Origin of the sequence: Pseudarthrobacter chlorophenolicus, from assembly GCF_000962805.1 — a bacterium.
Classification (GTDB): domain Bacteria; phylum Actinomycetota; class Actinomycetes; order Actinomycetales; family Micrococcaceae; genus Arthrobacter; species Arthrobacter chlorophenolicus_A.
In genome coordinates, this window is the sequence record NZ_JZTW01000004.1 from 49154 (window position 1) to 72601 (window position 23448).

At 66.9% G+C, this 23448-nt stretch carries 24 protein-coding genes; 4 read left to right on the plus strand and 20 right to left on the minus strand.

All coding sequences use genetic code 11. The annotated features are described in order from the left end of the window. The first annotated feature begins 226 nt into the window (after nucleotides 1-226). Nucleotides 227-850, plus strand: a complete 624-nt coding sequence (locus UC32_RS05910) for a class I SAM-dependent methyltransferase (protein WP_045730340.1) — start codon at nucleotides 227-229, stop codon at nucleotides 848-850. On the opposite strand, the gene dapF is transcribed toward UC32_RS05910, so the two are convergent. From dapF to UC32_RS05940, 6 genes are all read right to left on the minus strand, one after another. After that, nucleotides 822-1766, minus strand: coding sequence for a diaminopimelate epimerase (dapF, locus tag UC32_RS05915; RefSeq protein ID WP_045730341.1), 945 nt, complete (start codon nucleotides 1764-1766; stop codon nucleotides 822-824). The two genes, UC32_RS05910 and dapF, sit on opposite strands and share 29 nt — an antisense overlap. A 46-nt stretch (nucleotides 1767-1812) precedes the next feature. Next, a complete protein-coding gene (miaA, locus tag UC32_RS05920) occupies nucleotides 1813-2712 on the minus strand; it encodes a tRNA (adenosine(37)-N6)-dimethylallyltransferase MiaA (protein WP_045730342.1) in 900 nt (299 codons plus the stop codon). Between the two features lie 3 nt (nucleotides 2713-2715). After that, a complete protein-coding gene (gene miaB / locus UC32_RS05925) occupies nucleotides 2716-4269 on the minus strand; it encodes a tRNA (N6-isopentenyl adenosine(37)-C2)-methylthiotransferase MiaB (protein ID WP_082071952.1) in 1554 nt (517 codons plus the stop codon). Nucleotides 4270-4386: 117 nt separating this feature from the next. Next, a complete protein-coding gene (locus UC32_RS05930) occupies nucleotides 4387-4869 on the minus strand; it encodes a regulatory protein RecX (RefSeq protein WP_045730476.1) in 483 nt (160 codons plus the stop codon). A 150-nt stretch (nucleotides 4870-5019) separates the two neighbouring features. Beyond that, nucleotides 5020-6078: a recombinase RecA gene (gene recA, locus UC32_RS05935; RefSeq protein ID WP_015936673.1), complete on the minus strand. Its 1059-nt coding sequence runs from the start codon at nucleotides 6076-6078 to the stop codon at nucleotides 5020-5022. Nucleotides 6079-6276: 198 nt separating this feature from the next. Next, nucleotides 6277-6501, minus strand: coding sequence for a DUF3046 domain-containing protein (locus tag UC32_RS05940; RefSeq protein ID WP_045730343.1), 225 nt, complete (start codon nucleotides 6499-6501; stop codon nucleotides 6277-6279). A 40-nt stretch (nucleotides 6502-6541) separates the two neighbouring features. On the opposite strand from UC32_RS05940, the gene UC32_RS05945 reads away from it, so the two are divergent. Continuing rightward, a complete protein-coding gene (locus UC32_RS05945; RefSeq protein WP_045730344.1) occupies nucleotides 6542-7066 on the plus strand; it encodes a MarR family winged helix-turn-helix transcriptional regulator in 525 nt (174 codons plus the stop codon). Between the two features lie 89 nt (nucleotides 7067-7155). Here UC32_RS05945 and UC32_RS05950 read toward each other — a convergent pair whose 3' ends face one another. The 7 genes from UC32_RS05950 to UC32_RS05980 form a co-directional block, all read right to left on the minus strand. Beyond that, nucleotides 7156-7596, minus strand: coding sequence for a helix-turn-helix domain-containing protein (locus tag UC32_RS05950; RefSeq protein WP_045730345.1), 441 nt, complete (start codon nucleotides 7594-7596; stop codon nucleotides 7156-7158). Nucleotides 7597-7784: 188 nt separating this feature from the next. Beyond that, entirely contained in the window at nucleotides 7785-8264 is a 480-nt protein-coding gene (locus UC32_RS05955; protein WP_045730346.1) for a CinA family protein, read from the minus strand. Further along, on the minus strand, nucleotides 8261-8905 hold the full coding sequence (gene pgsA / locus UC32_RS05960; protein WP_045730347.1) for a CDP-diacylglycerol--glycerol-3-phosphate 3-phosphatidyltransferase: 645 nt from the start codon (nucleotides 8903-8905) through the stop codon (nucleotides 8261-8263). Before pgsA ends, UC32_RS05955 begins: the two co-directional genes overlap by 4 nt. 23 nt (nucleotides 8906-8928) lie before the next feature. Next, nucleotides 8929-11817 carry an FtsK/SpoIIIE family DNA translocase gene (locus UC32_RS05965; RefSeq protein ID WP_045730348.1) on the minus strand — a complete coding sequence of 963 codons (2889 nt, stop codon included), beginning with the start codon at nucleotides 11815-11817 and terminating at the stop codon, nucleotides 8929-8931. Between the two features lie 154 nt (nucleotides 11818-11971). Beyond that, complete coding sequence (locus UC32_RS05970; protein ID WP_015936667.1) at nucleotides 11972-13663, minus strand: ribonuclease J; 1692 nt, start codon at nucleotides 13661-13663, stop codon at nucleotides 11972-11974. A 41-nt stretch (nucleotides 13664-13704) separates the two neighbouring features. Next, nucleotides 13705-14613, minus strand: a complete 909-nt coding sequence (dapA, locus tag UC32_RS05975) for a 4-hydroxy-tetrahydrodipicolinate synthase (RefSeq protein ID WP_045730349.1) — start codon at nucleotides 14611-14613, stop codon at nucleotides 13705-13707. 79 nt (nucleotides 14614-14692) lie between these two features. Continuing rightward, nucleotides 14693-15070 (minus strand): hypothetical protein, encoded by a 378-nt coding sequence (locus UC32_RS05980; protein WP_235423598.1) that lies wholly within the window; start codon nucleotides 15068-15070, stop codon nucleotides 14693-14695. Nucleotides 15071-15203: 133 nt separating this feature from the next. Here UC32_RS05980 and UC32_RS05985 point away from each other — a divergent pair, with 133 nt between their 5' ends. Further along, nucleotides 15204-16439, plus strand: a complete 1236-nt coding sequence (locus tag UC32_RS05985) for a heparan-alpha-glucosaminide N-acetyltransferase domain-containing protein (RefSeq protein WP_045730350.1) — start codon at nucleotides 15204-15206, stop codon at nucleotides 16437-16439. A 20-nt stretch (nucleotides 16440-16459) separates the two neighbouring features. On the opposite strand, the gene UC32_RS05990 is transcribed toward UC32_RS05985, so the two are convergent. The 7 genes from UC32_RS05990 to UC32_RS06020 all read right to left on the minus strand — a co-directional run bounded on the left by UC32_RS05990 (nucleotide 16460) and on the right by UC32_RS06020 (nucleotide 22183). Beyond that, on the minus strand, nucleotides 16460-16939 hold the full coding sequence (locus tag UC32_RS05990) for a hypothetical protein (protein ID WP_015936663.1): 480 nt from the start codon (nucleotides 16937-16939) through the stop codon (nucleotides 16460-16462). 3 nt (nucleotides 16940-16942) lie between these two features. After that, complete coding sequence (dapB, locus tag UC32_RS05995) at nucleotides 16943-17713, minus strand: 4-hydroxy-tetrahydrodipicolinate reductase (protein WP_045730351.1); 771 nt, start codon at nucleotides 17711-17713, stop codon at nucleotides 16943-16945. 83 nt (nucleotides 17714-17796) lie between these two features. Further along, complete coding sequence (locus UC32_RS06000) at nucleotides 17797-18267, minus strand: molybdenum cofactor biosynthesis protein MoaE (protein ID WP_045730352.1); 471 nt, start codon at nucleotides 18265-18267, stop codon at nucleotides 17797-17799. Then, the gene (locus UC32_RS06005) at nucleotides 18257-18817 is read right to left on the minus strand and encodes a MogA/MoaB family molybdenum cofactor biosynthesis protein (RefSeq protein ID WP_045730353.1); all 561 of its coding nucleotides are present in this window, start codon (nucleotides 18815-18817) and stop codon (nucleotides 18257-18259) included. The genes UC32_RS06000 and UC32_RS06005 overlap by 11 nt, the downstream gene beginning before the upstream one ends. Beyond that, nucleotides 18814-19308, minus strand: a complete 495-nt coding sequence (gene moaC / locus UC32_RS06010) for a cyclic pyranopterin monophosphate synthase MoaC (protein WP_045730354.1) — start codon at nucleotides 19306-19308, stop codon at nucleotides 18814-18816. The genes UC32_RS06005 and moaC overlap by 4 nt, the downstream gene beginning before the upstream one ends. Beyond that, nucleotides 19296-20543, minus strand: coding sequence for a molybdopterin molybdotransferase MoeA (locus UC32_RS06015; RefSeq protein ID WP_045730355.1), 1248 nt, complete (start codon nucleotides 20541-20543; stop codon nucleotides 19296-19298). The genes moaC and UC32_RS06015 overlap by 13 nt, the downstream gene beginning before the upstream one ends. A 23-nt stretch (nucleotides 20544-20566) precedes the next feature. After that, nucleotides 20567-22183: a molybdopterin-dependent oxidoreductase gene (locus UC32_RS06020; protein ID WP_152642571.1), complete on the minus strand. Its 1617-nt coding sequence runs from the start codon at nucleotides 22181-22183 to the stop codon at nucleotides 20567-20569. 119 nt (nucleotides 22184-22302) lie between these two features. Between UC32_RS06020 and moaA the strand changes: the two genes are divergently transcribed. After that, the gene (moaA, locus tag UC32_RS06025) at nucleotides 22303-23445 is read left to right on the plus strand and encodes a GTP 3',8-cyclase MoaA (protein ID WP_200896329.1); all 1143 of its coding nucleotides are present in this window, start codon (nucleotides 22303-22305) and stop codon (nucleotides 23443-23445) included. Nucleotides 23446-23448 lie beyond the last annotated feature (3 nt).

Consider the following 23448-nt stretch of genomic DNA (forward strand, 5'->3'; position numbering starts at 1 on the left):
CGTCCGCAGCAAACGGTGAAGTTTGCTCCGGTGCACAAGCGGAAGGCGGAGAGCCTGCGTCGCTGTGGGCAGAATCGCTGGCGGGAATGGACACCGCGGACAAGAGAGCGGGACGGGCAAGCGCCCGGGCCGGCTACTCGAAGATCAAGAACATGCTGTCAAGACTAGCAGAGGCGCCATGGCGCGGTTTCCCTTTACGCTGCGGGGGGAACTACTCTGGCCTGTTATGGAGTCCGCACACTATTTCAGCGCATCGCCCGCCGGCCCCTTCACCCGGAAGCCGCTGACGGTGGAACTCGCCGGAGAAACGCGGACGCTGCAGACCTCGAGCGGCATCTTCAGCCCGGACGGAATCGATAAGGGAACCGCGGTTCTTCTCGCGGAGGTTCCCGCCCCCGCAGCTACCGGCAACCTCTTGGATATTGGCTGCGGCTGGGGCCCCATCGCCCTGACGATGGCCCTGAAGGCACCCCATGCGCAGGTTTACGCCGTGGACGTGAACGAACGCTGCATTGCCCTGACCAACGGGAACGCCGCAGCACTCGGCCTGTCGAATGTTTCAGCGAGCACGCCGGAGGACGTGGATCCCACGGTCCGGTTCGACACCATCTGGTCTAACCCGCCCATCCGGATCGGCAAGGATGAGCTGCACTCCCTGCTGAAGCTGTGGCTGCCGCGGCTCACCCCCGGGGGCACTGCCTACCTGGTGGTCCAAAAAAACCTGGGGTCGGATTCGTTGCAGCGCTGGCTGGCGGCAGAGCTCGACGCGTCTTTCACGGTGACGCGGGAGTCGACGTCGAAATCGTTCCGCGTACTGAAAGTCAGGAAAGCGTCCCCGACGCCACAATGACGGCAGGGCCGCTGAGCTCTACATGCTCGTGGCCGCCGGGGCCTGCGAAGAATTTAACCCCCACCACTCCGCCCGGAACGTTGACGCGCCAGGCGTCCGGGGCGCCGGCCCCGGCCCAGTGACGGATTGCGACGGCGGCGGCACAGGCTCCCGTACCGCAGGACTGCGTCTCCCCCACGCCTCGTTCGTGTACCCGCATCGTGACGGAGCCGATGCCGTCAAGGACCAGCGGCTCGGACGGAACCACGAATTCCACGTTGGTGCCATTGGCGGGGAGCGGTTCCACGGCCGGGGCGGTGTAGAGGCGGGTTGCTTCGAGCTCCGCGAGTTCGGCGAGGGCCACCACGGTATGCGGGTTGCCCATACTGACTGACAGGGCCGGGCGCGGGACCTCCAGGCCTTCGGCGGTGACCAGCGAGTCCATGGCTTTGGCCGTGGCCTCGCCCGGGAAAATGAACTCCCACGGGCCCATGTCCACTGCATAGCCGTCGGCGGTGCGTACCACTGTCTTCAGGCCGCCGCGGGTTCCGATGGCAACGGCGCCGCCCACCGGGAGATCGATCAGCCCCTCAGCCCGGAGGAAGTGGACGAAGACACGGACACCGTTGCCGCACATTTCGGACAGCGAACCATCGCCGTTGCGGTAATCCATGAACCACTCGGCGTCCGGGTTGGCGGCGAGGATCTCACGGCCCTCTGGAAGGAACCGTGACGGAACAGCCCGGATCAGGCCATCTCCGCCGATGCCGAGGTGCCGGTTGCACAGGGCAGCCACGTGGCCGGCTTCGATGGTGTGCGCGCCCTCCGGATCGGCCACCAGGACGAAGTCGTTGCCCGTTCCATGCCCCTTGGAGAACCTCAGCCCTGCCAGTGTTTGAAAGGCGGTTCCGGTGGTCTCTGTCAGGGTTGCATCCATGCCGTCAAGCCTACCGGCAGGCCCAATCACACCGGAAACCGTCAGGCTACCGGCCGCAAAGTCCTGCGGCCCGGACCAGTAGATCCTGGTCCTGCCAGTCGATCCACGTAATTCGAGGGTCGGCGCGGAACCAGGTCAGCTGGCGGCGGGCGAACTGCCGGGTGGCGACGATGGTGCTTTCAGCAGCCTCGGCCACCGACGCGGAGCCGTCAATAACCTGCAGGAACTGCGAATAGCCCAGGGCGCGGCACGCAGTCTTCCCGGTGCGCAGGCCCAGTGCGTCAAGCCGGCGGACTTCAGCCAGCAGGCCGGCGTCCACCATGGCATGCACCCGGGCGGCCAGACGTTCATGCAGCGCCGGGCGGTCCACGGACAAGCCAATCTGGACAGCAGGCTGGAAGTACTCCCGCCGGGGCATGAAGGAACTGAAGGGACGCCCGGTAAGTTCATGGACTTCCAGGGCACGGATGATGCGCCGGTCATCGTTCAACCGTTCGGCCGAGGCCGGGTCCACGTCCTGGAGGCGCGCCCGCAGGGATGCCGTTCCGTGCGCAGCCAGCTCGGCTTCCAGGCTGCGGCGCAGACCCGGATCGGTACCGGGAAACTCGAGTACGTCGAGGGCGGCGCGGACATAAAGCCCGGAGCCGCCCACCAGGATGGCCCGCTTTCCGCGGGTGTGGATGTCCCTGATCAGCTGCCGTGCCTGCTGCTGGAAGTCCGAGACGCTGGCTTCCTGCGTGACATCAAGGACGTCCAGGAGGTGGTGCGGTATGCCCAGGCGCTCGGCAGGGGTGATCTTGGCGGTTCCGATGTCCATGCCGCGGTAGAACTGCATGGCGTCGGCGTTAATGACCTCGCCGTCCAGCTCGAGTGCCAGATTAACGGCAAGATCGGATTTTCCGGACCCGGTGGGACCGACGACGGCGATGACGGGCGGGGTGCCCACGGATCAGGAAGTGCGCACGGGCAGCGACGGCATGCCGAGCGAAACGCCCTTGCGGCCGTCGCCGGTGCCCGGTGCCGGGACGCCGCAGGACTCGGCCTGGGACCTGTCCCAGGCGTCGCCCGCGCGGGAGCGGCGCAGGCTGTACTCCCCCAGCGCGGGATCCGCGATGAGGTGGAAGGCGCCGGCGTCCGTGATGGTGACGGTGACCAGGTCGCCTGGCCGGGGTGCCGGCGCGCCCTCCGGGACGGAGAAGTGCACCAGCCGCTGGTCCCGTGAACGTCCGGACAGGCGGTGGGTTTCTTCAGCCTTCCGCCCGGACTGCGCGGTGACCATGACCTCAACGCGGCGGCCCAGTTGTTTTTTGTTTTCTTCCGCGGCGATCCTGTCCTGCAGTGCGGTCAGTCGTTCAAAGCGTTCCTGGACCACTGCCTTGGGCAGCTGGTCCGGCAGGTCCGCGGCGGGTGTGCCGGGACGCTTGGAGTACTGGAAGGTGAAGGCGGTGGCGAAACGCGATTTTTCTACGACGTCCAGCGTGGCCTGGAAGTCCTCCTCGGTCTCACCCGGGAAGCCGACAATGATGTCGGTGGAGATCGCAGCGTGCGGGATCTTTTCCCGGACCTTGTCCAGGATGCCCAGGAACTTCGTGGACCGGTACGACCGCTTCATGGCCTTCAGGATGCCGTCCGACCCTGACTGCAGCGGCATGTGCAGCTGCGGCATGACGTTGGGGGTCTCCGCCATGGCGTCGATGACGTCGTCCGTGAAGGCTGCCGGATGCGGGCTGGTGAAGCGGACGCGCTCCAGGCCGTCGATATCGCCACAGGCGCGCAGGAGTTTGGAGAACGCCTGGCGGTCCCCGAATTCCACGCCGTACGAGTTCACGTTCTGGCCCAGGAGGGTGACCTCAATGGCGCCGTCGTCCACCAGAGCCTGGATTTCTGCCAGGATGTCCCCCGGCCTGCGGTCCTTTTCCTTGCCACGCAGCGCCGGCACGATGCAGAAGGTACAGGTGTTGTTGCAGCCGACGGAAATGGAAACCCAGCCGGCGTAGACGGAGTCGCGCTTGGTGGGAAGAGTGGAGGGGAACACGTCCAGGGATTCCAGGATTTCCAGCTGTGCTTCGTCGTTGTGCCGGGCCCGTTCCAGCAGGGCAGGGAGTGCACCGACGTTGTGGGTGCCAAAAACGGCATCCACCCACGGGGCCTTCTTCAGGATGGTTTCGCGGTCCTTCTGTGCCAGGCAGCCGCCCACTGCGATCTGCATGCCCGGGTTGGCGGCCTTGACGGGCGCCAGGATGCCAAGGTTTCCATAGAGTTTGTTGTCCGCGTTTTCACGCACGGCGCACGTGTTAAACACAACGACGTCGGCCCGGTCACCCTCTGCGGGGACGTACCCGGCGTCCTCGAGCATTCCGGCCATCCGCTCGGAATCGTGGACGTTCATCTGGCAGCCGAACGTGCGCACCTGGTAGGTACGCGCCGTGGCTTCACGTGGCAGGCCTGTCACCGGTTCTTCGGTGGGGGCGCCGGACAAGGGGGAAGGAATGGTCAAACTCACCTGTTAAGGGTACCGGCTGCGCAAGGTTGGGGCTGGTTCGTGGGTACCGCCTCGTGAATGGGTGGGCCGCTTGACCCTGCTATGCCGGATTGCCCAGCGTGTTGGCGGTACTGCCTGTCAGTCATCGAAGGATTGGCCGGCCCGGGAGTCAAGGACCTCGCCGACGATGCGGAAAGCCTGGGACGGCTGGTATCCCTTCCGGGCCAGCATCGATGCCAGCCGCCGGGTGGCCTTGTCCCGTTCTGCACGGTCCTCGAGGTCCGTGCCGGGGCGAAGCTTGCGTTCGACGAGGGCCCGGGCAGCATCCTCCTCATCCTGGTCAGAGAGCTGTTCCAGTGCCGCAGCAGCGGATTCCTCGTCGATGCCCTTCTCTGCCAGTTCCCGGCGCAGAGCACCCTTCGCCAGCTTGCGTGATTGCGAGCGGCTGCGGACCCACATATTGGCGAACTCGGCGTCATCGATCAGCCGGGCATCCTCGAATTTGTCCAGAACCGATTCGGCAACGTCCTCCGGGACATTCCGTTCGGCGAGCTTGCGGGCCAGCTGGAGCCGGCTCTTGGCCGACACCGTGAGCTGCCGGTAGACGATGGTCTGCGCCACCGTAACGGGGTCCGGTTCGCGGTCACCGAACCCCGGGGAGCCAGGATCAGCGGAAGGCTCCCTTTCCTCCGCGCCGGCCGAAGAGCCGCTGGTTCGCCGGCGGCGGGACCCTGCGGACCCGCCCCGGCGTTTTTCAAAGCCAGTCAACTGCTAGAACCCGTCGACGGCCTTCAGCTTGGGTGAATCCTCTTTGGATTCCGCGTCGGCAGGTTTGACTCCGACGCCGAGCTTTTCCTTGATCAGCCGCTCCAGTTCGGCCGCAAGCTCGGGGTTGTCGCGCAGGAACCGGCGTGAGTTCTCCATGCCCTGGCCCAGCTGGTCACCGTCATAGGTAAACCAGGAACCGGACTTCTTGATGATGCCGTGCTCCACGCCCATATCGATGATTCCGCCCTCACGGGAGATGCCCTGGCCGTAGATGATGTCAAACTCGGCAATCTTGAAGGGCGGGGCCATCTTGTTCTTGACGATCTTCGCCTTGGTCCGGTTACCAACAGAATCGGCGCCCTCTTTGAGGGTCTGGATCCGACGGACGTCGATGCGGACCGACGCGTAGAACTTCAAGGCCTTACCGCCGGTGGTGGTTTCGGGCGAGCCGAAGAAGACGCCGATCTTTTCACGCAGCTGGTTGATGAAGATGGCAGTGGTTTTGGTCTGGCTCAGGCGGCCGGTGATCTTACGCAGTGCCTGGCTCATCAGGCGGGCCTGCAGGCCGACGTGGCTGTCTCCCATGTCGCCTTCGATTTCCGCGCGGGGTACCAGGGCTGCCACGGAGTCGATGACCACGATGTCCAGAGAGCCCGAACCGACCAGCATGTCCATGATCTCCAATGCCTGCTCACCGGTGTCCGGCTGCGAAACGAGGAGGGCGTCCGTGTCCACGCCCAGCTTGGCGGCGTAGTCCGGGTCCAGGGCGTGTTCGGCGTCGATGAAGGCAGCGATTCCGCCGGCACGCTGGGCGTTGGCCACAGCGTGCAGGGCAACGGTGGTCTTACCGGAGGATTCCGGACCGTAGATCTCGATGACCCTGCCGCGCGGAAGGCCGCCAATTCCCAGGGCGACGTCCAGGGCGATGGAGCCCGTGGGAATGACTTCGATGGGGGCACGGACTTCGTCGCCCAGGCGCATGACCGAGCCCTTGCCGAACTGCTTGTCAATCTGGGCCAGTGCTGCTTCCAGCGCTTTTGCACGATCCGGGGCTGCCGCCATGGTTGACACCTCTAATGCTTTCTCGATGGTGGCCTTCGCGGCCGTTTATTGGTCATCTCTGACGCTAAGGGGACCCACTGACATTCCGGCCGGATGACAACGGCTATGTGGATAACCCGCTGTAAAAATCATAGTCATATCCGAACAGGTATTCGAACAGCTGCCCGGCGTGTCAGCCGAAAAAGCCGGGTGGGGCTGCTAGTCGCGTCGCGGCTTGATATCCCTGCCCAGGCGCCGTTCCGCCGGCACATCCTGGACGTCGCACAGGGCAAGCCACACTTTGCGGGGCTCCACGCCGGCGGCCAGGGCCTGGTCTGCTGTCCTGCCGCCAACGCCGGACAGAACCAGGGTGCTGCTCAGGACCCGGGAATAGCCCGCCCCGAACTCGTCATCCATCAGCCGCCAATAGTCGCTCAATCGCATCGGAAGATTCTCTCATGCGCCGGACCCTAGAATTGTTGCCATGAGCAACTCCCCCGACGCCCTGCCGGGCAGCACTCCGACCGAGGACACCGTGGACTCCGCGCTGCAGAACGTGGAACACCAGATCAGCCTGTTCTGGCGGCGGGCACGGGCAATCTCCAATCAATTGTCCCGCGAGGTGCATCCGGACATGGAACCGGCCGCCTACGGACTGCTTTCCGTCATACGGAAAGAGGGCACCATCCGGCTCACGGACCTCGCCATCAACATCGGCGTGGGCAAGCCGTCGGTCAGCCGGCAGATCGCCTTCCTGGAAGGCCTGGGCCTGGTGTCGAAGGAAGCCGATCCGTTGGACGGCCGGGCGCAGGCCATCAGGCTGACCCCCAAGGGCGAGGAGAAGATGCACGAAGTGCAGGACGCCCGCCGGCAGGTATTCCGGGAACGGCTGGGCGAATGGCCGCTGGGCGACCTCCAGGAACTGGCGCGCTATATGGCGAAGCTCAATGCCACCTATGAACGCGATGGCTTCCCGCAGGACAGTGATTCCGAAGGCCCCCGGGCCTAGGAGCCGCCCCAGGACTGAAACGACGGAACCCCCGGCCGGTGGCCGGGGGTTCCGTGTGTCCCTAGACCCGATACCGGGCGGGTGAACTGTTAGCGGGCGCCGGAGAGGAGGCCGGTGGACAGTTCGTCGTTGAGTTCTGTGTTCAGGTCGCGGCCGTAACGCTGGGAGAATTCCTGCGGAACGGTGTCCGGTACGGCAACGCCTTCGGCGACTGCCACCCGGTCGCTGACCTCGCGGAGCATGCTGGACAACGGAACGTCCAGGGCCGAGCAGATCGAGGACAGCAGTTCGGACGATGCTTCCTTTTGTCCGCGCTCAACTTCGCTGAGGTAGCCGAGGGAGACACGGGCGCTGTGCGAGACTTCACGGAGCGTACGCCCCTGACGCTGGCGGACATCGCGCAGGACATCACCAATTTCGTGACGAAGTACAACCATCTTGCGCTCCTTTTGTTCGCTCTTAGCCTGATCGGCGAGGCCCACATCCTTCCAGCGGACAACGCCGTTTACGGATACGGGCTGCTTTACCATCTGTATCGCCTTGCTCCCTCATAAGTCAGGTCCGCCGCCAAGCGAACCGTCGTGGTCATTTCATCCTAGGCGCCTCCGCTCTTCGGAAGCGACACAATGTAATAACTAATCGGTACCGGCTTTTGTTCCCGGCAACTTTACTCCCGGTAACAAGCAGGTGCCGCCAGCCCGGCGCCTCCCGGCCCTGATCAGGCCGAAAGTGCTTCGAGGAGCCGTTCCAGGGCCGCTCCGCAGGCCTGTCCCCTGATTTCGGGACGGGTTCCCTCGAAGTGGTATTCGTAGGCTGCCGCTCCGCTGGCGGTGGCAATGCCGATGTAGACAGTGCCAACGGGTTTGCCGTCATGTGGCTCGGGGCCGGCGACGCCGGTGGTACTGACGCCGATGTCGGCGCCCAGGGAGGTCCGGGCGCCGGAGGCCATGGCGCCTGCCACGCCCCCGTCCACGGATCCCACCCGGTCGAGGAGATCACCGGCGACGTTCAGCACGGCTTCCTTGACCGAATTCTGGTAGGCCACCACACCGCCTTGAAGCATGCCCGATGCTCCCGGGGTATCGGCCAGGACGGCTGAAACCATTCCCGCGGTCAGTGATTCTGCTGTGGCCACCGTCCGGCCGGCCTCCAGCGCCTGCCGGACTGCCTCGCCGGCTAAATGGTGGAGGTTGGTCATGGCTGCTCCCGGCCCTGGTTGGCGCGCGCCTGCAGCTTGCCCTTGGCCCTGAGCCGCAACGCCTCGACGACGTACTCGACCCCGGTCCAGACGGTAATCAGCACCGCGGCGAGCATCACCGCGAACGCCACCCAGGTGAGCCAGGGCGCCACGGCCCCCAGGGGCAGGAGATAGAGGAAGATCGCGGCAGTCTGGACCACGGTTTTGAGCTTGCCGCCCCGCGAGGCCGGGATCACGCCGTAGCGGATAACGAAGAACCGCAGGCCGGTGATTCCCCATTCGCGGACCAGGATTACCAGCGTCATCCACCAGGGCAGTTCGCCCAGGACGGACAGCATCACCAAGGCGGAGCCGGTGAGCAGCTTGTCGGCAATGGGATCGGCGATCTTGCCGAAGTCCGTGACGAGGTTCCGGCTCCTGGCGATGTCCCCGTCGAGCTTGTCCGTGTAGATGGCGACGGCGAAGGCCACCACGGCCGCCCAGCGCCAGATTCCCGATTCGCTGTGCAGCCCGGGGGCGTCGGCGATCAGGAACCAGACAAAGAAGGGCACCAGCGCGATGCGGATCATGGTCAGGACGTTGGGTAGGTTCCAGACCCCGGCACGGCCCTTGCCGGCGGCGGTTGCATCAGTGCTAGTCACGTTTCTAGGCTACAGTCCCCGGGCTAGCGACCGGTCAGTGACCAGGCGTCCTCGGACCCTTCGTCGTCGTCCCCGTAGCCGCCTGGCGCGGAATCGGAGCCGTCGTAATATTCGACGTTTTGCTTCCGCTGATCCAGGTCGGCCGCCACCAGGTCCTCGGCGTATCCCCCCTGGGCGATGTTGGCGTTGGCGTTATCGCTCAGGGCAGCAGTCTGCGCATCCGGCGCCGCCGGCGCGTCCTGGCCCTTCATGGCTGCCAGGACGGGCGCCAGGTCGTCAGGCTTGACCAGGACGTCGCGGGCCTTCGAGCCTTCGGACGGTCCCACCACTCCCCTGGACTCGAGGAGATCCATCAGGCGGCCGGCCTTGGCGAAGCCCACCCGCAGCTTGCGCTGCAGCATGGAGGTGGAGCCGAACTGGGTGGTGACTACCAGCTCGGTGGCCTGCAGCAGCACCTCGAGGTCGTCCCCGATGTCGTCGTCGATCTGCTTCTTTTCCGCTTCGGGGGCGACGTCGTCGCGGTAGACCGCCTGCAGCTGCCCCTTGACGTGTTCCACCACCTTGTGGATTTCGGACTCGGTGACCCAGGCACCCTGGACGCGCATGGCTTTCGAGGCGCCCATAGGCAGGAAGAGCGCGTCACCCTGGCCGATCAGCTTCTCCGCACCGGGCTGGTCCAGGACAACACGGGAATCCGTGACGGAGGAGGTGGCAAAGGCCATGCGCGAGGGCACGTTGGCTTTGATCAGGCCGGTCACCACGTCCACGGAGGGCCGCTGGGTGGCCAGCACCAGGTGGATGCCGGCCGCACGGGCCAGCTGGGTGATGCGGACGATCGAGTCTTCGACGTCGCGCGGGGCCACCATCATGAGGTCGGCGAGCTCGTCCACGATCACCAGCAGGTACGGGTAGGGCCGAATGACGCGCTTGGAGTCCACCGGCGGCTGGACCTTGCCCGCCCGCACGGCCTTGTTGAAGTCGTCGATGTGCTTAAAGCCGTAGTTGGCGAGGTCGTCGTAGCGGGCGTCCATCTCACGGACCACCCATTGGAGGGCTTCGGCGGCCTTCTTCGGGTTGGTGATGATGGGCGTGATGAGGTGCGGAACGCCTTCGTAGGCGGTCAGCTCCACGCGTTTGGGGTCCACCATCACCATGCGCACCTCGTCGGGGGTGGAACGCATGAGGATGGAAGTGATCATCGAGTTCACAAACGATGACTTACCGGCACCAGTGGCACCGGCCACCAGGAGGTGGGGCATCTTGGCGAGGTTGGCTACCACGTAGCCGCCCTCGACGTCCTTGCCCACGCCCATCACCATGGGGTGGTCCGTCCTGCGGGCGTTCTGGCTGCGCAGCACGTCTCCCAGGGAGACGGTCTCACGGTCGGTGTTGGGGATCTCGATGCCGATGGCCGACTTGCCCGGGATGGGGCTGAGGATGCGGACGTCGCTTGAGGCAACGGCGTAGGAGATGTTCTTGGACAGCGCCGTAACGCGCTCCACCTTGGTGCCGGGTGAGAGTTCGATCTCGTAGCGGGTCACGGTGGGGCCGCGGCTGAAGCCCGTGACGGTGGCGTCGACGTTGAACTGCGTCAGGGTGTCGGTCAGGGCGGCGACGACGGCGTCGTTGGCCTCGGTGCGCTCCTTCGGGATGGAGCCCGGGGTGAGGAAGTCCGAGGCCGGAAGCGTGTACGTCACGTCCCCGGCAAGGGAGAGCTGCTCGGTCCGCTGTGGGATGGGCACGGGCGGCGGCGCGGGCGCCACCGGGTTGGCGGGCACCGTGGGCGCAGCGGCCGGTTTCCCGGGTGCGGCCGCGCCGGGAATGACCAGCGGAATGGCTTCGGTGGCGTTCTCCGGCGGCGCTGCCTGGGCGCCGGCGCCAAGGCCCTGTGCCGCCTTGATCTTTTCGACGGCGATCTCCGCCTGGGTGGGCCGGCGGACGCCGGGAGCGGGCCGCGGAGGCTGTGGCTCGTCGTCGTCAATGACCGCGTGTTCAAAGGCTTCGTCGCCCACGTAGCCCTCAAGGCCGGCGTCCGGATCTTCGTCCTTACTGAAGAGGCTCCGCTTCTTCTTTTTGGGTGCGGCCGGCTTTGGCCGGTCCAGATAGCTGCGGTCGTGGACGTCGGCCTGCTCCTGGTCCATCAGGTCGATGCCCATGAGGTGTTCGTAGGCTCCACGCAGGCGGCGCGGAATGGCCGTGAACGGCGTGGCGGTGATGATGAGCAGGGAGACGAACGCCAGGACTCCGTAGAGCACCGTCGGCACGGCTGGGTGGATGGCAGCCAGGGGTGTCGCCACAAGGAAGCCCAGCATGCCGCCTGCCTGGCGGAGGCCGTCGAAGCCGTCGGCCACAGTGGGCTGGCCGCCCAGGATATGCGCCAGGCCGGAGCCGGCGAACGTCATGACCAGGAATCCGATGCCTACCCGGTTGTTGCCGCGGCCGTCCGAGGGCACCCGGAAAAGCCGGAAGGCACACACAAAGAGCATGAGGGGCAGCAGCAGGGAGATCCAGCCGAAGGTGCCGTTCACCACCGCGTAGACGGCGTCCGGGAACCACCCGGTCAGGCCCCACCAGGCAAACGTGGCAATGAAGATGCCCAGGGCGAGGTTGAAGAGGGCGGCGCCGTCGCGGCGTTCCTCGGCTGGGATGTCGCTGACGTCGTGGCCGATGCGCCGGACTCCACCGCCAACCATGTGTCCCAGCCCCAGCCAGGCGCCGCCAACCACCCTTGCCAGCCACGGCTGGTGGTGTTCGACGGCGGGGAGCTGGCGGGTGCGCGCGGTGCTGGACGAGCCGCCGCGGGGGGTCTTTCCTGCTGATGAGCCGGTTCCGCGGCCTGTGGAGCTGCCGGCTTTGCTGCCGGAGCCGCCCCTGCCGGTACCTTTGGGCGCGGAAGTAGTACGTGTGGCCATGCTGTTCACGCTACCGGAACCAAGCCCTGAATCCGGGGATATCGGACCGTCCGGCCCCTCGCAATATAGGTGGGCGCCGGATGGGCAAAGGGCCCGGTTCCGCCGGAACCGGGCCCTTTGCTTTCACCCGCTGGGGTTGGAACTGCTGTGGCGGTCAGGCCTCGAGCACCACGGGGATGATCATGGGCTTGCGGCGCAGCTTGCGGTTGACCCAGGTGCCCACGACCCGGCGGACCACCTGCTGGAGCTGGTGGCTGGTGTGGTCCTTGTTGTTGAGGACCGCTTCCTCCAGCGCAGCGTTGATCTTGGGGATGATGTCGTCGAAGACGGAGTCGTCCTCGGCTACGCCACGGGCGTGGATCTCAGGCCCGGACACCACCTTGCCGGTGGCGCGGTGGATGACGGTGATGATCGAGATGAAGCCTTCGTCACCCAGGATGCGCCGGTCCTTGAGGTCGGCGTCGGTGATCTCGCCAACGCTGGAGCCGTCCACGTAGACAAAGCCCACTTCCACCTGGCCCACCACGTCCGCGCGGTGGTCGCGCAGGTCAATGACGGTGCCGTTGTCCGAGAGGATCACGCTTGCCTCCGGGACGCCGGACTCGATGGCGATCTTGCCGTTGGCCAGCAGGTGGCGGGTCTCGCCGTGCACGGGCATGGCGTTGAGCGGCTCGAGGATGTTGTAGCAGTACAGCAGTTCACCGGCGGCGGCGTGGCCGGAGACGTGGACCTTGGCGTTGCCCTTGTGGATCACGTCGGCGCCCAGCTTGAGCAGGCCGTTGATGATCCGGAACACGGCGTTCTCGTTGCCGGGGATGAGGCTTGAGGCCAGGATGACGGTATCGCCGTCCCCCACCACCACGCGGTGGTCGCCGTTGGCCATGCGCGAGAGCGCTGCCATGGGCTCACCCTGGGAACCGGTGGACATCAGGACCACGCGGTTGTCCGGAAGGTTGTCAATGTTCTTGATGTCCACGATGAGCCCGGCCGGCACATCGAGGTAGCCGAGCTTTTCAGCAATGGCCATGTTGCGCACCATGGAGCGGCCAACGAACGCCACCTTGCGGTTGTGCTTGGCAGCAGCGTCCAGGACCTGCTGCACGCGGTGGACGTGCGAGGAGAAGGACGCCACGATGATGCGCTTGGTGGCCTGGCCGAACAGGCGTTCCAGCGTGGGACCGATTTCCTTTTCGGCGGTGGTGAAGCCGGGGACGTCGGCGTTCGTGGAGTCGGACATGAACAGGTCCACGCCCTCTTCGCCGAGCTTGGCGAAGTGCCGCAGGTCCGTGATGCGTCCGTCCAGGGGCAGCTGGTCCATCTTGAAGTCGCCTGTGTGCAGCACGGTTCCGCCGGCGGTGCGCAAAAACACGGCCAGGGCATCCGGGATGGAGTGGTTCACGGCAACGAACTCGCACTCGAACGGGCCGAACTTCTCCACCTGGCCCTCTTCGACCGTCAGCGTGTACGGCCGGATGCGGTGTTCCTGCAGCTTTGCTTCGATCAGTGCGAGGGTCAGCTGTGAACCGACCAGCGGAATGTCGTTGCGGAGCCGCAGCAGGTACGGGACAGCGCCGATGTGGTCCTCGTGGCCGTGGGTCAGGACAACGGCCACGATGTCCGCCAGCCGGTTCTCGATGTACGAGAAATCGGGCAGGATCAGGTCAACGCCGGGCTGTGTTTCCTCCGGGAAGAGGACGCCGCAGTCGACAATCAGCAGCTTGCCGCCGATTTCGAACACGGTCATGTTCCGGCCGATCTCCCCCAGCCCGCCGAGCGGGACGATGCGCAGCGTGTCCTGCGGCAGGCGCGGAGGTGTGACAAGGCCGGTAAGGGCGGTTTGGGTCATATTGCACTACTTTCCAGGCGGAAGGGTGCCGGTCTTCGTCCTCAGGAGTAGACCAGCCCCGCTTCCGCCAAATCCCCGCGGATGGTTTCGATCTCGGCTTCGTCCGGCTCCACGAGGGGCAAACGGACGATCGAGTTGGGCAGGACTCCCTGCCATTTAAGAATCTGCTTGGCGGCCACTGCGCCCTGGACCCTGGTCATGGTGGCGCGCACCACGGGCAGGAGTTCGAAGTTGATCTTGCGGGCGGTGCCGAGATCGTTGGCGTTAACGGCGTCAATGAGCTCACGGAACCGGCGGGTGGCCACATGGGTGGTGACGCCCACGAGGCCGACAGCGCCCAGCGCCATCCAGGGCAGGGTCAGTCCGTCGTCACCGGAGTAGAAGAGGAGGTCCGTCTCGGCCATGACGCGGGCCGCGGCAACCATGTCCGCCTTCGCATCCTTGACGGCAACGATGTTGGGGTGCTGCGCCAGCCGGATCATGGTGTCCGGTTCGATGGCTATGGAGGACCGGCCGGGAATGTCGTAGAGCATGACGGGGACGTCCACTGCCGAGGCGATGGTCTCGAAATGCGCCTGGACGCCCGCCTGGCTGGGCTTGTTGTAGTAGGGCGTCACCAGCAGGAGGCCGTCGACGCCGAGGGCTGCAGCCTGCTGGGAAAGGTGGACTGAGTGCGCGGTGTCGTTGGTTCCGGTGCCGGCGATGATGGCGGCGCGGCCGCCCACGGCGTCCTTGACCGCGCGGAACATGCCGAGGTTCTCTTCATCCGTCAGGGTGGACGTTTCGCCGGTGGTGCCGGTGACCACAAGGCCGTCGCAGCCGTCGTCCACGAGCTTGCTGGCCAGGGCAGCTGCCTGGTCGTAATCCACGGCGCCGTCCTTGGTGAACGGCGTGACCATGGCGGTCAGGAGCGTACCGAGGGCAGGGATGTGCGCGGAAGAGTCAGCCATGGGAAAAACGTTACCCTGTCCCCCGCTGGTTAGGACAATGCCGGGAGCGTGATGAACGTCAAATTGGGGGTTCCCGGAGTCACGGTGTGCCGCAGTACCGGCCGACGGCGGCACGGCGAAGGTCCTCGGCCCAGTCCGAAAGGCGCTGCGCGGCCCGGACATAGTGGAACAGTTCCAGCGGCGTCAGGGCATCCAGGTCCGTTTCAGCCAGGCGGCGGGCAAGCTCGGCGCCTTCGGGCTGGGCCGCGAGGCTGACGCCCTCCCGCTCCCACTGGACATCCTCCGCAGGCCTTCCGGCCACGAGCTGGCGGAAGAGGAAGTCCACTACTCCTGGGCTCATGGCCTTCAGTGGCCCCGTTCCCGGTTCGGAGCCTGCTGGCCTGCCGCCGGCGGACCGATCAAGGGACTCGTGGCGGCCCGGTCCGTAGGCGGGAATCTCCGGCGTTGGCGTCTGCATGCGCTCCATCGTATTCGAACATATATTCGAATACAAGAGTTTCCGCGGCGTCCGCGCGGCTTACCAGCTGCTCACACGAGGAGTCCCCCGGCGTGACAGCGGGCTCAGTCGCTCCTATGAGACGATTCGGTTCATGACTTCCCGCAACCCGGCCAGGGCATCCCGGAAAACGGCAGCCGGCCAGGTACCGGGACGGCTCTACGGGATCGACGCCGCGCGCGGGATTGCCCTGCTGGGCATGATGGCCACCCATCTGCTCCCCACCTTTGAATCCAACGCCGGCCTCACCCCCACCTGGATTGGGCTGGCATTTTCCGGGCGGGCGGCGGCACTGTTCGCCGTGCTGGCCGGCGTCGGGCTGGCCCTGTCCACCGGTAAAAACAGGCCGCTGGCGGCCGGTGAACTCTCGGCCGCGCGGCGCGGAGTAGCCCTCCGCGCGCTGGTGATCGCCGCCGTCGGGCTCAGCCTGGGTGGCCTCGAAGTCAACCTGGCCGTCATCCTGGTCCACTACGCAGTCCTGTTCCTGTGCATCCTGCCGTTCCTGGGCATGGGCCTGAAACGGCTCTGCGCCTGGGCTGCCGGCTGGATCGTCGGTTCCCCAATTCTGGCCTACCTCCTGCGCCCGTGGCTGCTGGCCGCGGAGCCACCCCTGCAGCTTGGCCACAATCCCGGCTGGGAGGACCTGGCAACGCCCGCACGGCTGGTCGCCGATGTATTCCTCACCGGCTACTACCCGGTGTTCCAGTGGATGTCGTACCTGCTGGTGGGGCTCGCAATCGGCCGGCTGGTGCTCAGCAAGGCCCTGGTTCCGGTGGCGCTGCTGTCCGGCGGGACCGTTATTGCGGTCGCCGCGAAGGTGCTTGGCGTGACGGCTATGGAGGACTGGGGCGGGCGTGCCGCTCTGGAGAAGGTCCTCAACGCGCCGGGGTATCCGCTGGACAGCGTCCTGCAGGTGAACCTGACCGGAATCAGGCAGGAAGGGTCGTGGTGGTGGCTGGCGTCCGCAGCCCCGCATTCCGGTACCACCCTGGACCTGGTGCACACCTCGGCAGTGGCGGCGGCGGTCATCGGAGCCTGCTTGCTCCTTGGCCGGTTGGCGGAGTGGATAGACCTGGACCTGCTGCTCCCCCTGCGCGGCGCCGGTGCCATGACATTGACCCTGTACACGGCCCATGTCTGGGTGGTGTCAGGGTTCTACCTCAAGCCGCTGCCCGCCGGCTGGACCGAGGACGGCATGTACTTTGCGCAGGCAGCCTCAGCGGTGGTGGTGGGCATGGCCTTCGTGCTGCTGAAGTGGCGGGGTCCGCTGGAATGGGTGGGCCATGCGGCCAGCCAGCTGGGCCGCGGCCAGCTCAAAATCCCGCGGTAGGAGCCAGGCCACGGTAGGAGCTAGGCCGGGACCTTGCCGCGGAAGAGCCGGACGGCGTCGCGCATGGATGCGCGGGCCCTTTTCCTGTCGCCGGCGGCATCGTAGGCGCAGCTGAGCCGGAACCAGGACCTCCAGTCGTCGGGTGCGGCTTCCGCTTCAGCCTTGTACTTTTCGAACTCTGCGTCGGCCGCCTCCCGGACGATGCGCCCGGCCGGTGTCCGTGGCAGTTCATCCACGGGGAGGCCGCCCTCGGCTTCGAGGACCTTGGCCATCTGCTCCGTCCGGGCACCGAACATCAACTCGCGGATCAGCGCCCAGGCACCGACGATCGGCAGGACCAGGTAGGCGGCCCCGATGGCCTGCGCCGTGAGGTTGCCGTCCGTCAGGAGCAGGATGGAACGCTGGAGGGAAACCACCAGGTAGAACACCAGGAGCAGCGTGACAAGCCCCACCCAGATCTTGGTGCGGTTCTTGCGGAAGCCTGCCAGGAAGCCGTCCATCTCCTAGAAACCCAGGTCCAAATAGCCGTCCAGCCCCACGGTAAGACCGGGGTGGGCGGCCACGTTGCGGACTCCCAGCAGGACGCCCGGCATGAAGGACGCGCGGTCGAACGAGTCGTGGCGCAGCGTCAGCTGCTCACCGGCGCTGCCGAGGAGGACTTCCTGGTGGGCCACCAGGCCGCGGAGCCTGACGCTGTGGACGCGGACGCCGTCAACGTCGCAGCCGCGGGCGCCAGCCAGTTCACTGGTGGTGGCGTCCGGGCTTGCCGGCACGCCGGCGGCCTCGCGCTCTGCTGCGATGAGCTGGGCGGTGCGGACGGCCGTTCCGGAAGGGGCGTCCACCTTGTCGGGGTGGTGCAGCTCAATGATCTCCACCGACTCGAAGTACTTGGAAGCCTTGGCGGCGAAGGCCGAAGCCAGTACCGATCCCACGGCGAAGTTGGGTGCGATCAGCACGCCGGTGGCCGGGTGTGCCGCCAGCAGGGCTTCGAGCGCGGACAGGCGTCCGGCATCCCAGCCGGTGGTCCCCACAACGGCGTGGATGTTGTTTTCGACGGCGAAGCGGACGTTGGCTTCGGTGCTTTCGGGAACTGTCAGGTCCACAAGGTACTGCGCTCCGGCGGCAGTCACCTGGTCCAGGGAGTCGCCCCGTCCCAGCGCCGCGACGAGCTCCATATCGGGTGCGGCTTCAACGGCTTTGACGGCTTCGGCGCCCATGCGCCCGTTGGCGCCCAGGATGGCGACGCGCTTGGCTTCGGAGTGTTGTTCGGTCATGCCGTTAAGCCTACCGTCGGGCCCGGGGCCGCCCGGAACCGGACGGTGTGCGTTACCTCGCAGGAAGCGTCAGCAGGCCAGCATCAGCCGCCGGCGCCCACCCATTCAACAGTGCCGTCCGAGAAGAACTGTTCCTTCCAGATGGGCACCTGCTCCTTGATCCGGTCCACCAGCTCGGAACACACGGCGAAGGCTTGTCCCCGGTGGGCAGCGGACACGGCGCATACCAGCGCGGGGTCGCCGATCTGCAGCATGCCGATCCGGTGGGCCGCCCAGATGCGGACCGGCTTTTCGCTGTCCTCCCCCGCGCCTCCGCCGGCGTTTTGTTCGGCAACCAGCCGGGCGACGACGTCGGCCATCACCTGGTGCGCCGTGGGGTGCGCGCTGTAGCTGAGGCGGTCAACTGCCTTGCCGCCGTCGTGGTTGCGCACCACGCCGCTGAAGCTGACCACCGCGCCAGCGGTGTCCCCTTCCACGGCCGCAATGGCCTGGTCAACGGAGATCGGCTCGGCGCTGAGGACCGCCGATACCACCTCGAATGCTTCAGTGCCCATGGTTGCCTTCCAACTGGTCGCAGAGGTGCCCGATCAGCGGGTCAAGGACAGTGAGTCCGTCCATGACGCCCTTCGGTGAGCCGGGCAGATTAACAATGAAGGACTTCCCTGCCGCACCCGCGTAGCCGCGGCTGAGGGCCGCAAGCGGCGTTTTGGCGGCCCCGGCACGCCGGATCGCCTCCATGATGCCGGGGATTTCGCGGTCCAGCAGGGGCCGGGTGACGTCGGGGGTCCGGTCGTCAGGGTTCAGGCCGGTGCCGCCGCTGGTGATCACGACGGCGGGGTGCTGGGTCAGCAGGGCCCGGATCGCCGCGCCGACGGGCTCGCCGTCGGGGACCACCATCGCCGGGAAGACCTCAAAGCCGTGCTCGGTGAGCCAGTCCGTGATCACCGGACCGGTTTCGTCGTCGTAGATGCCTGCTGCTGCGCGCGTGGAGGCGATCACTACTCCGGCCTTCCGGCCCAGGACGTCGCCGTGCCGGTGCGGCTCGGCGGCGTGGGAAGGGACTCCGTGGGAATGGGTGTCGCCAGAGATGTCGTGGTGTGTCACAGGGTCCAGTCCCCGCTCTTGCCGCCGCTCTTGGCCAGCACCTTGATGTCGGTCAGCACGGCGTGCTTGTCCACGGCCTTGATCATGTCGTAGACGCTCAGCGCGGCCACGGACGCCGCGGTGAGGGCCTCCATTTCGACGCCGGTGACGCCACGGGTCTTGACGGTGGCCACCACCTCAACGGACTCTGCGTCGAGCCCAAAGTCAACGGTGACCTTGGACAGAGGCAAGGGGTGGCACAGCGGAATCAGCTCGGGCGTTTTCTTGGCGGCCATGATGCCTGCCACCCGGGCAACGGCCAGCGCGTCGCCTTTGGGCAGGCCGCCGGAACCGAGCAGGCCCATCACCTCCGCCGTGGTGCGGACCGTGGCTGTTGCTGTGGCTTCACGGGTGGTTTCGGCCTTGGTGGACACGTCCACCATCTGTGCGCTGCCGTCCCGGCGCAGGTGCGTCAGGGCGGCGGGGGTCTGTTCTGCATTCACAGCATCCATACTTCCACCTCGTCCCCGGCCGCGAGTTCCGTTACGCCGGCGGGGACGTGGACCAGTGCGTTGGAACCGGCCAGCGCACGGACCAGGTGGGAGCTCTCGCCGCCTTCCAGCCGTACGGTCCCGTCGGGCTGCAGGTTGCCGCGCCGCACCTGGTGTTTGTGCTCCGGGGACGTCAGCGGGTGGCTGAGCCTGGCGCGGACAGGCAGGCGGAGGGCCGGAGCCCCCAGGACTGCTGCGAGGGCGGGCCGGAGGAACATTTCGAAGGACACCAGGCAGCTGACGGGGTTCCCCGGGAATCCCAGGAAGGGGACGCCGTCGAACATGCCGATCCCCTGCGGCCCGCCCGGTTGCATGGCCACGTGCAGGAATTCCACCGGCTGGCCTTCCATGGCCTGCCGGACAACCTCGTAGGCACCCTTGCTGACGCCTCCGGTGGTCACAATGAGATCGGTATCCGCGCGGTGGCTCCGGAGCAGCTGCTGCAGTTCCGCGGGATCGTCGGTGGAGATACCGGCCCGCCGTACATCCAGGCCTGCCTGCGCCATGGCGGCTTCGAGGAGGGTGCCGTTTGCGTCGTAGATCTTGCCGGCGGGCAGGTCCTGGCCCGGTTCAACCACTTCGTCGCCGGTGGTGACCAGCAGGATCCGGACGGCGCGGTAGACCTCCACATCCGGGATCCCCAGGGCGGCAAGCAGCCCCAACTGGGCTGGGCCAAGGCAGGTGCCGCCGGCCAGGGCGCGCTCCCCCGCGGCGATGTCGCTGCCCACCGGTCGGACGTAGGTCCCCGCCGCCGTTGCAGGCAGCGTGACCCGCGCATTGGTGCCCGGAGCGGGAAAGCTGTCCGGCACCGCGCGTTCAATGGGTACGACGGCGTCAGCACCGTCCGGGAGCATGGCGCCTGTCATGATGGGCGCCGCGGTCCCGCGGGCCAGCAGGGGCGGACGCATCCCGGCGGGAACCGGTGCCGCGACGGCGAACTCCGTGACGTCGTCGTGCATGTCTGCGGAATTTACCGCGTACCCGTCCATCTGGGAGTTGGCGAAGGGCGGCAGGCTGACGGGTGCCGGGAATCCGTGCACCAGCGCCCTGCCGAGGCAACCGGCAAGTGGGATGGTTTCGGTGCGGGATACCGACCGCAAAGGTGCCAGCAGGTCCGCAACGGCGGCGACATGGCGGGCAACGGAGCGGGCCTGGTGGGGCGTGCCCGCAGGGGCGTGGCGGTGCGGGCTGGTCATGGATGCGCCTTCAGTGTGGGCCGTCAGGATTTCACGTCCACTCTAACCGTGTGGAATCCGGTGGCGCCGTCCGGGACCACAGGACGGGACGCCTCGTCCTGGACGGTGCCCTTAAGGTCGGTGGCCCGCACCTGGATCTCGTACTGCCCGGGGGTCAGGTCCAGGCTGAGCTTCCACTGGTACCAGGTGTCCGTGGAGATCCCGGGTAACAGCTCCGCCGGCTGCCAGGAACCCCGGTTGACCCTGAGTTCTACGGCGCTGATGCCGGTGTGCTGGGCCCAGGCAACGCCGCCAAACGTGACCGCTCCGGAGTTGACGGGCCTGCCGCTGCGGGGGACGTCGATGCGGGACTGCAGCTTGATGGGGCCATGGTCGGACCAGCCCCTGGTGGTCCAGTAGGCGGTGTCCGCCGCGTAGGTGGTGACTTTCAGCTCAGTAACCCATTTCGTGGCGGAAACGTAGCCGTACAGGCCCGGCACCACCAGCCGGGCGGGGAATCCGTGTTCGAGCGGCAGCGGCCCGCCGTTCATTCCCACGGCCAGCAGGGCGTCCCGGTTGTCCGTGAGCACTTCCAGCGGCGTGCCGGCAGTCCATCCGTCGGCGCTCCGGGACAGCACCATGTCCGCGCCCCGGACCGGCCCGGCCAGCGCCAGGAGTTCGCGGACCGGCCAGCCGAGCCACCGCGCGTTGCCGATCAGGTCCCCGCCTACCGGGTTGGAAACGCAGGCGATGGTGATGTGGCGTTCGGTCAGCGGCTTGGCAAGGAGTTCGGCGAGGGTCAGTTCCACCTCGCGCTGCACCATGCCGGAGACCTTGAGGACCCAGGTATCGGGGTCGACGGCGGGTACCACCAGCGCGGTGTCGATGCGGTAGAAGTCGTTGACGGGGGTGACGAACGGCGGCATGCCCTCCACTCCTGCCTCTGCCCCGGCCGGGATGGGCGGCGCCGGATTCGCCGGCGGGGGTATCGCCACGCGGGCCCGTGCATCGTTAATCTTTATGACGGTCCCGCGCCAGGTTCCCGCCAGGACGCCGCCAAGCACGGCGACGGCGCCACCGGCAGCAAGGGTCCGCAGGAAAGTACGGCGGGCAGCGCCCTGGCCGTCTTCCGGCGCCCCTTCCCAGGCCTTCAGCTTCCCCATCACCAGGCGGAGGATCAGGGCAGCCGCGGCCGAAGCAGCCAACGGAAGGGCCAGGGCCACGGGCGTGACCTGCGCGCGGCCCGCCACGGCGGCCACTCCGGCAAGGCCGAACAGGGCAATCACGGCCAGCCCCGCAAAGCGCCGGCGCCGTTCCACCACCCCTGCCAAGGCCGCGAGGACAACGATGACCAAGGCCATGCTGACCAGGAGGGCCGCCTTGTCCGCCGTGCCAAAGAGCGAGACGGCCCAGTCCTTGACGGCCGGCGGCACGGCATCAATGACCGCTCCGCCCACCGCCGTCAGCGGCGACACCGACGGGCTCCACACGCCGGCCAGCAACTCTCCGAGGACCACCCCTCCGGCCACGGACACCACGCCGGCGGCCGCAGCGTGCCCGCCCAGGGGGTGCCGTTCAGCCTGTTCACCTGCGCTGGGTTTGGCTGAACCGCTGTGGCGGGTGCCGTCGTCGTGCGTGGCCTGCGGCCGGGCGCTGTTCACCCTTCAAGCATAGGTTCGGCGCGCCCTTTCCGGCGGCGGCCCACCGCGGATTCCTCCCTGCCCCGGGCTGCAGCCGTCACGGGTGTGATGTGGAGCCCATCGTGGCGTAGCCTGAATTTATGAGTGTCCAGCTAGGCATGCCCCAGCCCCGCGAAGAAGCGGGCCCGGCGCAACCGTCCGTCCCGGCCGCCCGTCCGGCTGACGCGCCTGCGGGCCTGGTGGACCGGTACGGGCGCCGCGCCAGCGACATGCGGCTGTCCCTGACCGATAAATGCAACCTCCGCTGCACCTACTGCATGCCCGCCGAAGGCCTGGAATGGCTGGCAAAGCAGGCCGTCATGACGGCCGAGGAGATTGTCAGGATCGTCCGGATCGGGGTGGAGCGGCTCGGCGTTCGCGAGCTGCGGCTCACCGGCGGCGAACCCCTGGTCCGGCACGACCTGGTGGACATCATTTCAGCGCTGCGCAGCAACCATCCGGACCTGCCCATCTCGATGACCACCAACGCCGTGGGGCTGGCGAAGAAGGCCGCCCCGCTCAAGGCCGCAGGGCTGACACGGATCAATGTCTCCCTTGATTCCCTGCACGAAGAGACGTTTACGAAGCTCACCCGCCGGCCGTTCCTGGACCAGGTACTCGCGGGCGTGGACGCGGCCTGGGCTGCGGGGCTGGGACCGGTCAAGCTGAATGCTGTCCTGATGCGCGGAATCAACGACGCCGAGTCCCCTGCCCTGCTGGGGTGGGCTTTGGACCGGGGTTATGAACTTCGATTCATTGAACAGATGCCGCTCGACGCCGATCACGGGTGGACGCGCCGCAACATGATCACGGCCGCCGAAATCCGCGAAATCCTGTCCGCCGAGTACGTCCTGAGCGCCGATCCCCGGGAACGCGACGGGGCGCCCGCCGAGAGGTTTGAAGTACGACGCCGGGTGGCCGGGCTGGATGCCGGCGGCGACCCGTCTGCGCACGGCCCCGTCCTGGGAACGGTGGGAATCATCGCCTCCGTCACCGAACCGTTCTGCTCGGATTGCCGCCGGACCCGGATCACTGCCGAGGGCAAGATCATGAGCTGCCTCTTCTCACGGGAAGAGTACGATCTCCTGGGCCTGCTGCGCTCCGGCGCCGACGACGAAGCCCTGGCGCGCCGGTGGCAGGACGCGATGTGGATTAAGCCAAAAGCCCACGGAATGGACCACGTGGGACTCGACGCTCCGGACTTCGTCCAGCCGGACCGCAGCATGAGCGCCATCGGGGGCTGACCG

Excerpts from the sequence above, each read along its gene's own strand:
- UC32_RS05910 (WP_045730340.1), top strand. The coding sequence starts at position 227 with ATGGAGTCCGCACACTATTTCAGCGCATCGCCCGCCGGCCCCTTCACC.
- dapF (WP_045730341.1), bottom strand. The coding sequence starts at position 1,766 with ATGGATGCAACCCTGACAGAGACCACCGGAACCGCCTTTCAAACACTG.
- recA (WP_015936673.1), bottom strand. The coding sequence starts at position 6,078 with ATGGCGGCAGCCCCGGATCGTGCAAAAGCGCTGGAAGCAGCACTGGCC.
- UC32_RS05940 (WP_045730343.1), bottom strand. The coding sequence starts at position 6,501 with ATGCGATTGAGCGACTATTGGCGGCTGATGGATGACGAGTTCGGGGCG.
- UC32_RS05945 (WP_045730344.1), top strand. The coding sequence starts at position 6,542 with ATGAGCAACTCCCCCGACGCCCTGCCGGGCAGCACTCCGACCGAGGAC.
- UC32_RS05950 (WP_045730345.1), bottom strand. The coding sequence starts at position 7,596 with ATGGTAAAGCAGCCCGTATCCGTAAACGGCGTTGTCCGCTGGAAGGAT.
- UC32_RS05955 (WP_045730346.1), bottom strand. The coding sequence starts at position 8,264 with ATGACCAACCTCCACCATTTAGCCGGCGAGGCAGTCCGGCAGGCGCTG.
- UC32_RS05965 (WP_045730348.1), bottom strand. The coding sequence starts at position 11,817 with ATGGCCACACGTACTACTTCCGCGCCCAAAGGTACCGGCAGGGGCGGC.
- UC32_RS05970 (WP_015936667.1), bottom strand. The coding sequence starts at position 13,663 with ATGACCCAAACCGCCCTTACCGGCCTTGTCACACCTCCGCGCCTGCCG.
- dapA (WP_045730349.1), bottom strand. The coding sequence starts at position 14,613 with ATGGCTGACTCTTCCGCGCACATCCCTGCCCTCGGTACGCTCCTGACC.
- UC32_RS05980 (WP_235423598.1), bottom strand. The coding sequence starts at position 15,070 with ATGCAGACGCCAACGCCGGAGATTCCCGCCTACGGACCGGGCCGCCAC.
- UC32_RS05985 (WP_045730350.1), top strand. The coding sequence starts at position 15,204 with ATGACTTCCCGCAACCCGGCCAGGGCATCCCGGAAAACGGCAGCCGGC.
- UC32_RS05990 (WP_015936663.1), bottom strand. The coding sequence starts at position 16,939 with ATGGACGGCTTCCTGGCAGGCTTCCGCAAGAACCGCACCAAGATCTGG.
- dapB (WP_045730351.1), bottom strand. The coding sequence starts at position 17,713 with ATGACCGAACAACACTCCGAAGCCAAGCGCGTCGCCATCCTGGGCGCC.
- UC32_RS06000 (WP_045730352.1), bottom strand. The coding sequence starts at position 18,267 with ATGGGCACTGAAGCATTCGAGGTGGTATCGGCGGTCCTCAGCGCCGAG.
- moaC (WP_045730354.1), bottom strand. The coding sequence starts at position 19,308 with ATGGATGCTGTGAATGCAGAACAGACCCCCGCCGCCCTGACGCACCTG.
- UC32_RS06015 (WP_045730355.1), bottom strand. The coding sequence starts at position 20,543 with ATGACCAGCCCGCACCGCCACGCCCCTGCGGGCACGCCCCACCAGGCC.
- moaA (WP_200896329.1), top strand. The coding sequence starts at position 22,303 with ATGAGTGTCCAGCTAGGCATGCCCCAGCCCCGCGAAGAAGCGGGCCCG.